This window comes from Pseudooctadecabacter sp., assembly GCF_965657175.1.
Taxonomy (GTDB): domain Bacteria; phylum Pseudomonadota; class Alphaproteobacteria; order Rhodobacterales; family Rhodobacteraceae; genus Octadecabacter.
Genome location: NZ_CBFHNH010000002.1, coordinates 89,060 through 103,985, shown reverse-complemented (window position 1 = coordinate 103,985; position 14,926 = coordinate 89,060). Strand labels below are relative to the sequence as shown.

The window sequence follows — 14,926 nt, the reverse complement described above, 5'->3', positions numbered from 1 at the left end:
GCCCGAAAGTGAAGACCAGCCAAGGCACGGCCCGCCTCACCTTTGTGTTAACTTGGATCAGTCACCCAGATCGGCAAACAGGTTCTCTGTCTCGACAAATTCGATCCGTGTTTCGGCAATACACCCTTGATTGATATCGCGCATTTCAACCCGTCCGTCGCCGTGGCCGATCACCACGATATCGCAAATGTCGATAAAGAGGCCGTTTTCCACAACGCCCGGAATTTGGTTCATGACCAGAGACAGCTGCCGCGCATTGCCGATCCGGTTGAGGTGCAGATCAAGGATGTGGTTTCCTTCATCGGTGTAGAACGGCGCCTCACCATTCATGCGCAATGTCACCTTGCGGCCCAGCACATCCATGCCGATCAAGGTTTCCTCGACCAGAACCTTGGTGGTTTGCCAGCCAAAGGGGACGACCTCAATCGGCAGAGGGAAGCTGCCCAGCGTTTCCACGGATTTCGACGCATCGGCAATCACGATCATCTGGTCACTGGCGGTCGCCACGATCTTTTCTTGCAACAACGATCCGCCGCCGCCTTTGATAAGGTTCAAATTGCCGTCATATTCATCCGCGCCGTCGATGGTGACATCCAGCCAGCGCGCCTCATCCAAGGACATCACGTCAAGTCCGACCTCACGCGCCAGTGCGGCCGTACGGCTGGAGGTGGGGATGCCGGTGATCTTCAGCCCCTCTTCCTGCACCCTCTCACCCAGACATTTCACCAGCCACGCGGCGGTCGATCCAGTGCCAAGGCCGACCTTCATGCCGTCTTCGACATATTGGCTGGCTTGCTTGGCGGCCACGAATTTCGCCTTGTCGATGGGGGACAGATCGGATGCCATGGGTCATTCCTCATAGGGTATTTTTAGCAAGTATAGGCAAAGCGCCGCGCGGGGGCTACTCCTTCGCGTGCTGTTAAGGCCAATGGGTTAACTTTTCGTGTGACGCCACAAGGCACAGCCTGGGATCGCTTGCGCAAATCCCCCTCAAGACGTCGTTTTGGCAGGGTTGCGGGGGTGCGGCACACGGCAAGATGGGCGCAGGAAATACAAAGGACTGGGCCATGTTTCTGTCGGTCTTCGAAATGTTCAAAGTGGGCATTGGCCCGTCATCGTCCCACACCATCGGGCCGATGGTCGCCGCAGCCCGGTTTCTGGATCATCTGCGCGCGCAGCCTTTCGCCGTCAAAGGCTTGCGGGCGTCGCTGCACGGGTCCTTGGCCTTCACCGGCGTGGGCCACGCCACCGACCGCGCCACGATCCTTGGCCTCGCGGGGTTTCGCGCTGACGATTACGACGTGGCCAAGGCCGAGGCGGAGATGTCGCGCATCACCGCAGAGGGCACGGTCCATCCCGAGGGGCTGGGCCCCCTCACCTTTCAGCCCAAAGACCACCTGACGTTTGACTACGGCCCCGCCCTACCCGGTCATGCCAATGGCATGATCCTGATGGGCACCGACGCCCAAGGCGATGTGGTCACGCAGGTCACCTATTATTCTATCGGCGGGGGCTTTGTTCTGACCGCCGATGAACTGGCCGCAGGCGCCGACAAGGACGAAGGCGCGCCTGTGCCCTACCCGTTCAAATCCGCCGCCGAAATGCTGGAGATGGCCGCCCAAAATGGTCTGAGCATCGCGCAAATGAAACGGCACAATGAACTGACCCGCATGCCCGGCGCAGATCTGGATGCGGGTCTTGATCGGCTCTGGCAGGTGATGAACGATTGCATTGATCGCGGGTTGACCACCGATGGCATCCTGCCCGGTGGCCTGCAGGTCAAACGCCGCGCCAAGGGCATCTACGATGCGTTGCAGGCCGAAGCAGGCGTGAACCTGAACGCGCCGCACACCATCAACGACTGGATGTCCACCTACGCCATGGCCGTGAACGAAGAAAACGCCGCTGGCGGTCAGGTCGTCACCGCGCCCACCAATGGTGCCGCTGGCGTCGTGCCCGCCACGATCCGCTACTACATGGACCACGTGCCCGGTGCGAGCCACGCAAAAATTCCCGAATTTTTACTCACGGCGGCGGCGATTGGCGGGTTGGTCAAGTTCAACGCCTCGATCAGCGGGGCCGAAGCGGGCTGTCAGGCCGAAGTCGGGTCCGCCGCCGCCATGGCATCGGCGGGGCTTTGCGCTGTGTTAGGCGGCAGCCCTGCGCAGATCGAAAATGCCGCCGAAATCGCGCTGGAACACCATCTGGGCATGACCTGCGATCCGGTGCGCGGGCTGGTGCAGGTGCCTTGTATTGAACGCAACGGGCTGGGCGCGATCAAGGCGGTGTCGGCCGCGTCCTTGGCCATGCGCGGTGATGGCACCCATCTGGTGCCACTGGATGCCGCGATTGAGACGATGCGCCAAACCGGCGCAGATATGTCTGAAAAGTATAAGGAAACGGCACTCGGCGGCCTTGCCGTCAATGTGCCGAACTGCTGACAGCTAGGGCGTCAGGATAATGCGCGGCGGGGCCACCTGTCCGGCCTCAAGATCAATAAAGGCTTGCGGCGCGTCTTTCAAAGGCCGGACCTCAAACCAATCGAGCCGCCCCAGCCGTCCGTCAAAGGCCGCATCTGCCGTCTGTTCGAAATCCATCGCACTGTAGGTATAGGTGCCGATGATCGTGACCTCATGCAGGGTCAAACGGCGCATATCAAAGCCGCCGGTGATGTCATCCAGCCCGATATGGCCGATGGTCCCGCCAGGCCGCACATGGGCCGAGGCCATCTGACGCGACGCCACACTGCCCACGGCATCAATGATAATGTCGTACTGCGCGCCCCCAAGGTCCTGTGGTGCCATGTCCTGACCGCAGACGTCCCGCAGATAGGCGCGCCGCGTGGGGTTCGACACTGCCAAAACCGTGTCCAGCACCCCTTGTGCCTTCAGGCTGAGGGACGCCGCCAGCCCGATGGCCCCGCCGCCAATCACTAAAGCCGTGCGCCCCCGTGGAAAGGCGCGTCGGCACAAACGGGCGGCGTGCCACCCGCAGGCCAGCGGTTCAATCAGGCTCGCCTGCTGGATCGAGACATCCTGCGGGACCATGATCAGGTTGCGTTCGGGCACCTGCACGTACTCTGCAAAGGCCCCCTGACGCGGCGGGATGGAGATATTTTCGCGGTACAGACACAGGTTCGTCTGACCCGATTGGCAGAATTCACACTCTCCGCAATAAATCAAAGGGTTCACCACAACGCGGCAGCCAGCAAAGCGCCCCCCTGTGACAACGCCCGCGGCCTCGTGGCCCAGCACCAGCGGCGCGGGACGGCGGTCGTCTTTGCCCCAATAGGCCAGCCTGTCTGCACCGCAAATGCCTGTGGCCTCGACCCTCACGATGGCCTCACCCTCACGGGGGTCGGGCTTGGGCACATCGGCAAGGCGCAGGGTCTGCACGGCGTCTAAGATGATGGCTTTCATGGACAATCAGGGGCCTTATGGTGGCGGATTACCCGAATACTAGCACAGGTCTGAGGCAAACGAAGGGCAATCGCTGACACAATCCCTCACCATCGTGTCACTTGAAAGGTCGGTTTTGGAATGGCGGCGGGTGATGCCGGCTGCGACAAGGTGTCATGACAACCGCACCACAGACCGACCGCGTCCCGCTGGGCATGGCCCTGATCGTGGGCTTTTGCCTCACAGCCCCCCTGTTGGATGTCTGCGCCAAGCTGGCCGCAGACGTGGTGCCCGTGGGCCAGATCACAACGGCACGTTTTGCGGTGCAGACAGCATTGATGTTGCCGGTGTGTCTGTTGATGGGCCTGCGCCTAACATTGCCGCGGGCTTTGTGGGGGCTAATGGCGGCGCGTGCGGTGTTTTTGATCCTGTCGACCTATCTGATCATCGCCGCCCTACGGTTCATGCCCTTGGCCGATGCGCTGGCGATTGTCTTTGTCGAACCTTTTATTATCCTGCTGTTCGGTAAGATCATGTTCGGTGAACTGGTCGGCCCCCGCCGCCTGATCGCGGCCACCATCGGCTTTGCAGGGTGCCTTCTGGTGATCCAGCCCAGCGTTGTGGCCTTTGGCTATGTGGCGCTGCTGCCTTTGGGCACCGCTGTCAGCTTTGCGGCCTATGTTTGGGTCACCCGCAGCCTGCGCGGGCGGCTTCATGCGGTTGAAATGCAGTTCCAGACCGGGGTCGCCGCCACAGTGATGCTGTTGCCCCTGATGCTGCTGGCCGACGGGCGCGGCTGGCCCACGTTGGACCCGATCTGGCCGGAGGGGCATTATTGGGCGCTATTATTCGGGGTCGGTTTCTTTGCGACCGTCGCCCATATGATGATGACCTATGCACTGACAGTGGCCCCCGCCGCGACCCTCGCCCCCTTGCATTATCTTGAGATCATAACAGCCGCTGTCCTTGGCTATCTGATCTTTGATGACATCCCCAACGGGCTGGCGCTGTGGGGGATCGTCATCATCATGGCGTCCGGCCTTTATGTGGTGCACCGTGAACGCATCACAGCGCGCGCCATAACACCCCCGCCCGGCCCCGTGTGAGGGGTGGGTTTACGGCCATTGGTGCACCCCCTAGCGTGACCTCATGACTGACCGTCCGTTTCTTGGCGTCCTGCTGATGCTGGGCTTTTGTGTGCTGGCGCCCTTGGGGGATGCGACGGCGAAACTGCTGGGCGATGACATGTCCGTGGGCTTCTTGGTGTTCGTGCGGTTTGCGGTGCAGGCGCTGTTGCTGCTGCCGTTGGTCATCATGGCGGGCTACCCCATGCCGCGCGGGTCCCGCCTGATCCGGCTGACGGCCCTGCGGACAGTGCTGCACATCTGCGGGATCGGCTTGATGTTTTCGGCCCTGCAACATCTGCCGCTGGCCGATGCCATCGCCATCGCCTTTGTCATGCCGTTTATCATGTTGCTGCTAGGCCGTGTCTTTCTGGATGAGGCCGTAGGCCACCACCGTCTGATCGCCTGCGCGGTGGGCTTTGTGGGCACTCTGCTGGTGGTCCAGCCCAATTTCGCCAGCGTCGGTGCACCCGCTTTACTGCCCATGGGCGTCGCCGTGGTCTTTGCGCTGTTCATGCTGGTCACGCGCCAGATCGCCAAAGAGGTCGATCCCATCGGCCTGCAGGCCCTGTCCGGCCTGATGGCGGCCCCGCTGGTGGGGCTGGCACTGGTCCTGTTCCCATGGGTCCCGATCCTCGCCACTGGTCCCGTGGCCGGCACGGACTGGGCGCTTTTGGCGTGGTTGGGGACATTGGGCACTCTGGCCCATCTGCTCATGACATGGAGCCTGCGGTTCGCCCCGTCAGCCACTTTGGCGCCGATGCAATACCTCGAAATCCCGATCGGGACCGCCATTGGCTATCTGGTGTTTCGCGATTTGCCCAATGGGCTGGCCGCCCTTGGCATTTGCATCACCATCGCAGCCGGCCTTTATATCATTGTGTGGGAACAACGCCTGTCAAAGCAGCCACCACCGCCCGCAGCGCCTCCGGCGGCATGATCACCGCCAGACCGGGGGTGGCTTTGATCGTCACCACCTGCGCTGCCGCCTCGTTGGACGACCCGATGAAATCGCGCATGGACATGGTGGCTTCCGTGACCTCCCAGCGCAGGCCTTGGGTTGTGACCACAGGTGCTGCCAATGGCATCAAGGATATGCGCAGGCCCACAGGCACCGTCATCGTGATCTGACCTGGCACCACAAAGGCCAGATCATCCTCCCCCAGCAAAACGACAGGCCGGTCGTATTTTTGTAAAACATGCAACGCCGCCATGGCGTGATCCAGCCGCTGGCCCAAAAACCCCACGCCCACGATCAATGGCGCATCGATGTTGCGCAGCGCCTTGTCGAAATCCGTGCTGTCTTGCTCCGCGATCTCATGCAGAACGTCCCTGTAAGCGTCCTTGGCGGCCCCCGACACCGAATCCATATCCCCGATCACCGCCACCGGATTAAGGCCCGCGCGCAGGGCCGTATCCGCGCCCCCGTCGGCACAAACCACATCTGCGCCATATTTTAACGCTTCCGTAAGGAGACTATGGGCAACCTGCGCACCACCGATCAGTGTGATTGGCTTGGGACTTGAAACAATGGGGCTGTTCACGTTTGATTACCTTTGATTTTGGAAACGTGCCCCAATTTGGTCACGAAATAATACCCAAGATAACGCGGTTCTGTTCCGGATTGCGAACCAATTGATGGTAAACAGGCTGTCAAAGGTTTGAGTAGAAAGCGAGCTAATCATGGTTGGAACGAGTAAGATTCTCACCGTCTCATACGGCACATTTTCGTGCACGTTGGAGGGGTTCGACGATTCCTTCAACACGATGAAGGCGATTGCCGAATACTTCCGCGGCTTGGCCGCCGATGACAGGTATTTCGGGGCAGAGCCCCCCACCCCCGATGCAGAAATGCTTGCCCGGATTGCTGAGAAAGAAATCTCGCGCCGTGTGGATGCACGTATGGAAGACGACGGCATCGTGCTGCGCCCCGCCATGTTGACGGATGAAGCCGCAGCACCGCAAGCCGAAGCAGATACAGCGTCTGACGACGCAGCGAAACGCGCAGCTCAGGCCGAAGCCGAAGCTGCCAAAGCAGCCGCAGCAGAAGCCGCCGAAAAAGCCGCAGCAGAAAAGGCCGCTGCCGACGCCCACGCCGCTGAGAAAGCCGAGGCCGCAGCAAAAGCCGAAGCCGAGGCCGCAGCAAAAGCCGAAGCCGAGGCCGCAGCAAAAGCCGAAGCCGAGGCCGCAGAAAAAGCCGAAGCCGAAAAAGAAAAAATCAAGGCAGAGCACGCGGCCCGTAAGGCCGCACGCAAAGCCGCGCGCAAAGAAGCTGAAGCAGCCGAGGCCAAAGCACGCGAAGAAGAGGCCGCAAAACAGGCAGAAACCGCGACCGCAGACCAGATGCAGGATGCTGAGGGCGAAGCTGACGCCCAAGCCGACGACGACGCCCCCGTGCCCGACGACGCGCCCCAAACGCCCGAAGTCACCGACAAAGACGCCAAAGTGGCCGACGTGCCCTCTGCCAAATCGATGGACGCCCCCGCGCATCCCGATGCTGACAGTGTTGCCGCCAAACTGCAGCGCATTCGCGCTGTTGTCGGCCCCGCCGACACGGACCCGTCCAACGATCTGACCGAGGATTTCCTGCCGGCCGCCGCAGCCCTGAACATCGCGGATGTGACAGAGGGTGAACAGGACGCGCTGGAAGACGTCGCACCCGCGGCCCAAACCACCTTGGACGACGCAAACGAGGCTGACGCGGCCGAGGATGACACGCCCGCAGACGACGGGGCCGACGACGAAGGCAGCACACAAACGCCTGACATGATCTCACGGGTTTTGGCCCGTCAGGCCGCTGCTGCCGCCGATGTCCCCACCCCGACCGAGCCTGAAACATCCGTTCAAGCCCTGAGCGAGCCGCGCGCCCGCGTGGTCCGCATGAAACGCGCTGATTTCGAAAAGGCCATGGCCGAAAAATCCGGCGATGAAACGCCCGACGCAACACCAGACACAGCACCCGCGACGGATGTCCCGACAGGCCCCAATCTGGGCCTTCTGGATGGCGCGGATGAGCTGGATGAATACCTCGAAGACAGCGACTTTGCCGAAGCCGACCTTGGCGATGATTTGGCGGCAGACCTTGAACAGATCACGCAAGACGTGGCTCCACAAGACGAGGCACCTGCGGTGACTGCCGAGGATGTAACCGCTGATGCACCCGTGGAAGAGGCCACCGCCGACGTCGCGGCAGACGACGCGCCAACTGACGTCGCCACATCAGAGGCCCCAGCCTTCCTCGCTGACGACGAAACTGTCGATGACGGCGCTCTTGATCGCCTCATGTCCGAGGCTGACGCCCATATGCAGGAACCCGAAGGCAACCGCCGCCGGGAGGCCATCGCCCAACTGAAGGCCGCCGTCGCCGCCAAAGAAGCCGCCCGTCAAGTGGGTGAACCTGATGACGACGGCCAAGATGTGGAAAATGCCTTCCGCAACGACCTCTCGGAGGCTGTTCGCCCCGAGGGCGCGCCCCGTCCACGTCCCGTTGTGCGCAATGCCACACGCACGGAACGGCCCCGTCCCGCACCGTTGAAACTGGTCGCAGCCCAGCGCGTCGACCTGCCCACAACAGAAGCCAAAGACGGCCCCGTGACCCCACGCCGCGTCGCAACCCGCCCTGCGGCGGCAACACCCGCGACATCCGATTCTTTTGCGGAATTTGCAGACAACATGGGCGCGCGCGAGCTGCCTGAATTGCTTGAAGCGGCCGCCGCCTACACGTCTTTTGTAGAAGGTGCAGGCGAATTTTCCCGCCCGCAAATCCTGCGTCGTGTGCGGTCTGTCGCGGCGACCGACTTCAACCGTGAAGACGGTCTGCGCAGCTTTGCCGAATTGCTCCGAGAAGGGAAATTCACCAAAATTCGCAACGGTCGGTTCCAGGTGGCAGACGACAGCCGGTTCAACCCGGAACGTCAGGCCAGCTAAAGCCCCCCCCCTTTGAAAATCAAAACGGCGCGCGGATTACACCCGCGCGCCGTTTGCATGTCCGGCCTTGTTTTCTCTGGTTCAAAAATACCTAAAACCAAAACCGCTCAATCAGGCCTCAGCACCTCGGTTAAAACGCACCACCAGCATCTACGTCCCCCCAAACAAAAACAGCGCCGCGCAGCGGCTCCGCCTGATTAGGTGTCGCAGATCAGGCGTCAGGGTCCGGTTGGCCGATGCCTTTGAAAATAAACTTGAACGGCAGCGCCCAAAGGATGCCCAACCCGATGTAAATACCCAGTTCCGCCCAAAGCGGCGGGCGCTCCAACGGGTCCGGATAAAGCCAGTTCAGCACCGACACCGACACAACCACATAAAGAGGCAATCCCACCAAAAGGATCACCAAAGCCCAACGTTTGCGCGCTTTATGTGTCATGTCCGTGCCTGCCTTTTAGTCCGCGAAAGGGTCGGTCACGAGGATCGTGTCCTCGCGCTCCGGTGACGTAGACACTAGGGCCACGGGACAATCGATCAACTCTTCCACGCGGCGCACGTATTTAATGGCCGCAGCCGGCAAATCCGCCCAGGACCGCGCCCCTTCGGTGCTTTCCGCCCAACCGGGCATCTCTTCGTAGATCGGGGTGCACCGCGCCTGTTGGTCGGCGGCAGTGGGCAGATAATCCAGACGTTCGCCGTCCAGATCGTAGCCGACACAGATTTTCAACGTCTCGAACCCGTCCAGAACGTCCAGCTTTGTCAGACAGATGCCGGTGATACCGGACGTGGCACAGGTCTGGCGCAGCAAAGCTGCATCAAACCACCCACAGCGCCGTTTGCGGCCCGTGGTGGTGCCAAATTCATGGCCGCGCTCACCCAGACGTTGGCCGTCTGCGTCTTCCAGTTCGGTCGGAAACGGGCCTTCGCCCACACGGGTCGTATAGGCCTTCACGATGCCCAGCACATAATCAATCGCCGTCGGGCCAAGGCCCACACCGGTCGCCGCCTGCCCTGCGATCACGTTGGACGAGGTCACGAAAGGGTATGTGCCAAAGTCAATATCCAGCAATGCCCCCTGCGCGCCTTCAAACAGGATCCGTTTGCCAGATTTGCGTTTCTCGGCCAGCACTTTCCAGACCGGGGCCGCAAAGGGCAGAATTTTGGGTGCAATGTCACGCAGCTCGGCGATCAGCGCATCGCGGTCGATGGGGTCGATGCCCAGACCTTTGCGCATGGGGTCGTGGTGCTGCAATGCACGGTCCACCCGTGCTTCAAGGGTTTCAGCGTCGGCCAGATCGGCCACTCGGATCACCCGGCGGCCCACTTTGTCTTCATAGCACGGACCAATCCCGCGACCGGTGGTGCCGATCTTGGTTCCCTTGCTAGACGCTTCTTCCCGCGCGCGGTCCAACTCCCCGTGGAAGGGCAGGATCAGCGGTGTGTTTTCTGCGATCATCAGATTTTCTGGCGTGATCTCAACCCCTTGGGCCTCAATCGTTTTGATTTCATTCAACAAATGCCACGGGTCCAGAACAACACCGTTGCCGATCACCGACAGTTTGCCACCGCGCACCACGCCCGACGGCAGCGCGTGCAACTTGTAGACCTTGCCATCAATGACCAGCGTGTGGCCCGCGTTGTGTCCGCCTTGGAACCGCGCGATCACATCCGCACGCTCAGAGAGCCAGTCCACGATCTTGCCTTTGCCTTCGTCGCCCCACTGAGCGCCGACAACCACCACATTTGCCATTTGAAAGGCCCCTTCTTTGCAGAAATCCGCGCCCCTCTTAGGGCATGGGGCGCACGGGGGAAAGCAGACATTTTGAGGGGTCGGCTGGACAGAACGCCGCCCGATCGGCATTTTGCACCAAAAGACCAATTCGAGGTGCGACATGAGCGGTTTTGTTTTGCGGTGGCTGTTTGCCTTCATTCTATTGGCGGCGACGTTCAACCCGACCCAATACAGCTATGTGCGCTGGGTGCAGCAGAACGGAACAGAAAGCCTGTCCATCGCGGTGCTGTGTGGGCTGCTGCTGATCATCGGCTATATCATTTACGTTCGTGCAACGCTGCGGTCCATTGGGGTCGTGGGAATGGCGCTGGTCTTGGGCGTCGTCGGCGCGGGCCTTTGGGTGGCCTTCGATCTGGGCTGGATGAGCTTTGACAACCCCACCGCCAACACATGGGTCGCGCTGGTCGCGCTGTCTTTCGTGCTGGGCGTCGGGCTGAGTTGGTCCCACGTGCGCCGCCGCCTGTCCGGTCAGGCGGATATGGACGATGTGGACGAATAACCGGTTCCAGCGACGCGCGGTGTCCACACTGCTGCCACATTGACGTGGTATGTCCGTCTTATCGAAGGATAAGGCCGCGCCCAATGGACCAATATGAACCGGATCACACGATAAAAACGCCCGACTTTAGCTGGGCCGCAAGCCTGCTACTGGCACATATGCTGTGCTACGCGGGGATGATCGCGGCCGCCATCGCGGGCGGGGCGATGTGGGTTTACCTCATCATTCTGCTGCCGTTCTATCTGGCTTTTCTCGGGGGCGGCCTTGGCGTGATCAGCCATAAGCTGCGGGACTGGCATATGGCCTGTCTTCCGCCGCACGACACACCCAATGGCCTGACCCCCGCCGAAGCCGAGGTCGCAACACTGCGTAAAGGTCTGCAATGGGCCATCTTGATGGTCGTGGCGGCGGGCCTTGGTTTCATGCTTTCGATGCAGGAAGGCGTGGTGATCATGATGGTGCCGCTTCTTTTCAGTCTGTGTGCCAGTTGGGTGACAATGGTGTTGGCCATTCCACACCGGCGTGTCAGTCGCACTGAGGCCCTGAAACAGGACGCCCTGTGGGGGCGCAGGACGGGCGCCAAAGCGCGACAGGTGCGCCACCACCACAAGGTCCAAACCCTCAAGCGCGCTGCGATGTTTCTGATCCCCCTCGGCGTCATCTACAGCATCTTGAACTTTGCGCTGCCCGACAGCTACGGGGTCGATCTGTTGGGAAAACTTGCAATGCTGGGCGTCGTGGTCATTGCGGTCTGGCCAAATTCCCGTCTGCCCCGCGGCACTTCGTCCGCGACTTCAGGGATGGAGTCGAGATTCAGGATGCCCCGCCGCCGGTTTTAGCCCCACCGCGCTGGCCGATCACAACGACCACGGATATTTGACGCGGGAAAAGGGTTGCGACTGCACTCTTTCGCTTCTAGATACCGCCTGTCCCATCGCCAAAGGCTATATCTATGGAAAATCTCGTCCTCGTTGTTCACCTTCTCCTCGCGCTGGCGTTGATTGGTGTGGTGCTTTTGCAGCGCTCCGAGGGTGGTGGCCTAGGCATTGGTGGCGGCGGTGGTGGTGGTGCCATGACAGGCCGTGCGGCCGCGACGGCCTTGGGCAAAGTGACTTGGGCCTTGGCGATTGCGTTCATCTGTACCTCCGTGGCGCTGACGATCTTGTCGGCCCGTCAAGCCAGCGACGCCTCTGTGGTGGATGGCGATGCCTTGCTGGCGCCCACAACCGAAGGCACCGAAGCGCCCAGCGCAGGCGACAGTCTGTTGCCCCCGTCCGTGGGCACACCCAGCGACACGCCGCTGGTTCCTGACGCCGACTAAACCACGACCTGTAGTGGGCTTAATGCCCACAACATCACGATATTGCGGTTTTTGACCGCGATATCCGCACGGGTTGGTTGCCACGGGGCTGCGAATCCGGATAGACTTAAATCCCGTGATACATGCAATCCGGCGCAAGGCTCGGGCGGCATTTCAATGAAATTTCGACGGCAGATTTGCCGATCTCACGGGGGGCATCCAACCCATGGCGCGTTTTGTTTTTATCACCGGCGGTGTGGTCTCTTCGCTGGGCAAGGGCCTTGCGTCGGCGGCACTCGGGTCGCTTTTGCAGGCGCGCGGATTTTCGGTGCGGTTGCGCAAACTTGACCCCTACCTGAACGTCGATCCGGGCACGATGTCGCCCTTTGAACATGGCGAGGTCTTTGTGACCGATGACGGGGCCGAAACCGATCTGGACCTTGGCCACTATGAGCGGTTCACCGGTGTACCCGCGCGCATGACCGATTCCGTGTCGTCCGGTCGCGTCTATTCCAACGTGTTGGAAAAGGAACGGCGCGGCGATTATCTGGGGAAGACCATTCAGGTGGTCCCCCATGTGACCAATGAAATCAAAGACTTCATCGACATCGGTGACGATGAGGTCGATTTCATGCTCTGCGAAATCGGCGGCACGGTCGGCGACATCGAGGGCCTGCCCTTCTTTGAAGCCATCCGCCAGTTCAGCCATGACAAACCCCGCGGCCAGTGCATTTTCATGCATCTGACGCTGCTGCCCTATCTGGCAGCCTCGGGCGAGCTGAAAACGAAGCCCACCCAACACTCGGTCAAGGAATTGCAATCCATCGGCATCGCGCCCGATATTCTGGTTTGCCGGTCTGAGCAGCCGATCCCCGAGAAAGAACGCGAAAAGATCGCGTTGTTCTGTAATGTGCGCAAAGAGGCCGTTGTTGCGGCCTATGACCTTAAATCCATCTATGAGGCCCCGCTGGCCTATCATGAACAGGGCCTTGATCAGGCGGTGCTGGATGCTTTTGGCATCACCCCTGCGCCCAAACCCGATCTGTCCGTCTGGCATGACGTCTACGACCGCATCCACACCACCGATGGTGAGGTGAATGTGGCGATCGTCGGCAAATACACCCAGCTTGAGGACGCCTATAAATCCATCAAGGAGGCCCTGACCCACGGCGGCATGGCCAACCGTGTTAAAGTCAACGTGTCTTGGGTCGATGCAGAGGTGTTTGACCGCGAAGACGCTGCCCCCCATCTTGAGGGCTACCACGCCATCCTGGTTCCGGGCGGCTTTGGCGAACGCGGCACCGAAGGCAAAATCAAAGCGGCTGAATTCGCACGGACCCGCAAGATCCCATACCTCGGTATTTGTTTGGGCATGCAGATGGCCGTGATCGAGGCCGCGCGCAATGTGGCTGGCATGACAGAGGCAGGGTCCGAAGAATTCGACCATGAGGCCGGCAAAAAACGGTTTGAACCAGTGGTCTATCACCTGAAGGAATGGGTGCAGGGCAACGCCAAGGTGCAGCGCAAGGCCGACGACGACAAGGGCGGCACAATGCGTCTAGGCGCCTATGACGCGACCCTGACCAAAGGGTCCAAAGTGGCCGAGGTCTACGGGACCACGGCCATCGAAGAACGTCACCGCCACCGCTATGAGGTGGACGTGAAGTACCGCGAAAAGCTGGAAAAAGCGGGGCTGACGTTCTCGGGCATGTCGCCAGACGGGCGCCTGCCAGAGATCGTCGAATGGTCCGACCATCCGTGGTTCATTGGCGTGCAGTTCCATCCGGAACTGAAATCCAAACCTTTTGCGCCCCACCCGCTGTTCGCGGATTTCGTGCGCGCGGCTGTAGAAACCTCACGACTGGTCTGAATTTCCTGACTTGCCCGATCGGACGTGCGCTGGCCTGATGACCTTTTGTTTAGGGATTTCAGGACATGGGATTTTACATCTTTGCACATCGGGTGAACGCCGCAGGGCCGCTGACGACAGCCCTGCGCTATGGGGCCAATGCGCTTGAGATTGATGTGACCCGCACGCGGTCGGGCTATTGGGCTTGGCACGGAACCGACGTGGTCGATCACGTGTCCCGGCCACTGGAGGCGCATTTGCGCGACATCGCGCGGCGTCTGATGCGCCCTGAGGGTCAACACGTCAGCCTGTTGGTATTTGATCTGAAATACAAATCCCACCGGAACCGCGAAATGACGGCACCGCGCATCAATGCCGTCCGCCAGATGGTCCGCGATCTGGTGCTGACGCCTGTGAACGCGCCTGAAACCGGTGCTGGTCAGGGCGGATTGGTGGCGCTGTATGGCATGACGTCGGATCAGGAAGACGTGATGCGGGGCGCGATTGCGGGCGATGACCGCCTCACCGATCATGAGGGCATCAATTACGACGCGGTGTCCTACAGCGCCAAACTACGCGCCACGCCGCAGCGGGCGACCGCGTGGCAAGACCGCAATAACGTCGAACGGTTCATGTATTCCGCCGGAATTTCCGCCCGCCTGCAGCGCAAATCCGCACGACGTTACAGCCGTATGGCGCGGGACCTGAAGGCCGCTGGCACCGCCCGGCGCCCCTTTTTGACCTACTCTTGGACGTTCAACCGTGCGGCCAAGGCGGCCCGCTGGGCGAATGATTTCGATCTGGACGGGGTGATGGGGAACATGGGGAACAACTTTGGCTACCTGCCCCAGCACATGACGCACTATGGATTGGGCGGGCGAGATTTGGTCCGCCGGTCTGATCCATCGCCCTTCGCCAGATAGCGGGTTTTCGCGCGGCGCGGTTGCGCGTATGAGGTCGAATGAGCGGTGCTCATCCGATCCGCGCCGCTGCGCGGCGCATTGGGGGACTGCGGTGAAGTCCTGCGTTTCCGTGGGGCC

General features: G+C 60.9%; 14 protein-coding genes. 9 read left to right on the top strand and 5 right to left on the bottom strand.

What is annotated here, in order from left to right:
* Positions 1–57 precede the first annotated feature (57 nt).
* Positions 58–846, bottom strand: coding sequence for a ribose-5-phosphate isomerase RpiA (gene rpiA / locus ACTG36_RS03335; protein ID WP_375281725.1), 789 nt, complete (start codon positions 844–846; stop codon positions 58–60).
* A gap of 221 nt (positions 847–1,067) precedes the next feature.
* Between rpiA and ACTG36_RS03330 the strand changes: the two genes are divergently transcribed.
* Entirely contained in the window at positions 1,068–2,441 is a 1,374-nt protein-coding gene (locus ACTG36_RS03330) for an L-serine ammonia-lyase (RefSeq protein ID WP_375281724.1), read from the top strand.
* A 3-nt stretch (positions 2,442–2,444) separates the two neighbouring features.
* Here the strand turns inward: ACTG36_RS03330 and ACTG36_RS03325 are convergent, their stop codons facing one another.
* Complete coding sequence (locus ACTG36_RS03325; RefSeq protein WP_375281723.1) at positions 2,445–3,419, bottom strand: alcohol dehydrogenase catalytic domain-containing protein; 975 nt, start codon at positions 3,417–3,419, stop codon at positions 2,445–2,447.
* A gap of 155 nt (positions 3,420–3,574) precedes the next feature.
* Here ACTG36_RS03325 and ACTG36_RS03320 point away from each other — a divergent pair, with 155 nt between their 5' ends.
* Together ACTG36_RS03320 and ACTG36_RS03315 are read left to right on the top strand one after the other, a co-directional pair.
* A complete protein-coding gene (locus ACTG36_RS03320) occupies positions 3,575–4,504 on the top strand; it encodes a DMT family transporter (protein WP_439141452.1) in 930 nt (309 codons plus the stop codon).
* A gap of 43 nt (positions 4,505–4,547) precedes the next feature.
* A complete protein-coding gene (locus ACTG36_RS03315) occupies positions 4,548–5,462 on the top strand; it encodes a DMT family transporter (RefSeq protein WP_439141450.1) in 915 nt (304 codons plus the stop codon).
* On the opposite strand, the gene ACTG36_RS03310 is transcribed toward ACTG36_RS03315, so the two are convergent.
* Complete coding sequence (locus ACTG36_RS03310) at positions 5,398–6,066, bottom strand: thiamine diphosphokinase (RefSeq protein WP_439141448.1); 669 nt, start codon at positions 6,064–6,066, stop codon at positions 5,398–5,400. The genes ACTG36_RS03315 and ACTG36_RS03310 overlap by 65 nt on opposite strands.
* A 139-nt stretch (positions 6,067–6,205) precedes the next feature.
* Between ACTG36_RS03310 and ACTG36_RS03305 the strand changes: the two genes are divergently transcribed.
* Positions 6,206–8,449 (top strand): hypothetical protein, encoded by a 2,244-nt coding sequence (locus tag ACTG36_RS03305; RefSeq protein WP_439141447.1) that lies wholly within the window; start codon positions 6,206–6,208, stop codon positions 8,447–8,449.
* 211 nt (positions 8,450–8,660) lie between these two features.
* Here the strand turns inward: ACTG36_RS03305 and ACTG36_RS03300 are convergent, their stop codons facing one another.
* The gene (locus ACTG36_RS03300; RefSeq protein WP_375281718.1) at positions 8,661–8,885 is read right to left on the bottom strand and encodes a DUF2842 domain-containing protein; all 225 of its coding nucleotides are present in this window, start codon (positions 8,883–8,885) and stop codon (positions 8,661–8,663) included.
* A gap of 15 nt (positions 8,886–8,900) precedes the next feature.
* Positions 8,901–10,196 carry an adenylosuccinate synthase gene (locus ACTG36_RS03295; protein ID WP_375281717.1) on the bottom strand — a complete coding sequence of 432 codons (1,296 nt, stop codon included), beginning with the start codon at positions 10,194–10,196 and terminating at the stop codon, positions 8,901–8,903.
* A gap of 142 nt (positions 10,197–10,338) precedes the next feature.
* On the opposite strand from ACTG36_RS03295, the gene ACTG36_RS03290 reads away from it, so the two are divergent.
* The 5 genes from ACTG36_RS03290 (at position 10,339) to ACTG36_RS03270 (ending at position 14,809) form a co-directional block, all read left to right on the top strand.
* Positions 10,339–10,737: a DUF6524 family protein gene (locus ACTG36_RS03290; RefSeq protein ID WP_375281716.1), complete on the top strand. Its 399-nt coding sequence runs from the start codon at positions 10,339–10,341 to the stop codon at positions 10,735–10,737.
* A gap of 83 nt (positions 10,738–10,820) precedes the next feature.
* Positions 10,821–11,576 (top strand): hypothetical protein, encoded by a 756-nt coding sequence (locus ACTG36_RS03285; protein ID WP_375281715.1) that lies wholly within the window; start codon positions 10,821–10,823, stop codon positions 11,574–11,576.
* A gap of 113 nt (positions 11,577–11,689) precedes the next feature.
* Complete coding sequence (secG, locus tag ACTG36_RS03280; RefSeq protein WP_375281714.1) at positions 11,690–12,058, top strand: preprotein translocase subunit SecG; 369 nt, start codon at positions 11,690–11,692, stop codon at positions 12,056–12,058.
* A gap of 205 nt (positions 12,059–12,263) precedes the next feature.
* Positions 12,264–13,907 carry a CTP synthase gene (locus tag ACTG36_RS03275; RefSeq protein WP_375281713.1) on the top strand — a complete coding sequence of 548 codons (1,644 nt, stop codon included), beginning with the start codon at positions 12,264–12,266 and terminating at the stop codon, positions 13,905–13,907.
* A 65-nt stretch (positions 13,908–13,972) separates the two neighbouring features.
* Complete coding sequence (locus ACTG36_RS03270; RefSeq protein WP_439141443.1) at positions 13,973–14,809, top strand: hypothetical protein; 837 nt, start codon at positions 13,973–13,975, stop codon at positions 14,807–14,809.
* Positions 14,810–14,926 lie beyond the last annotated feature (117 nt).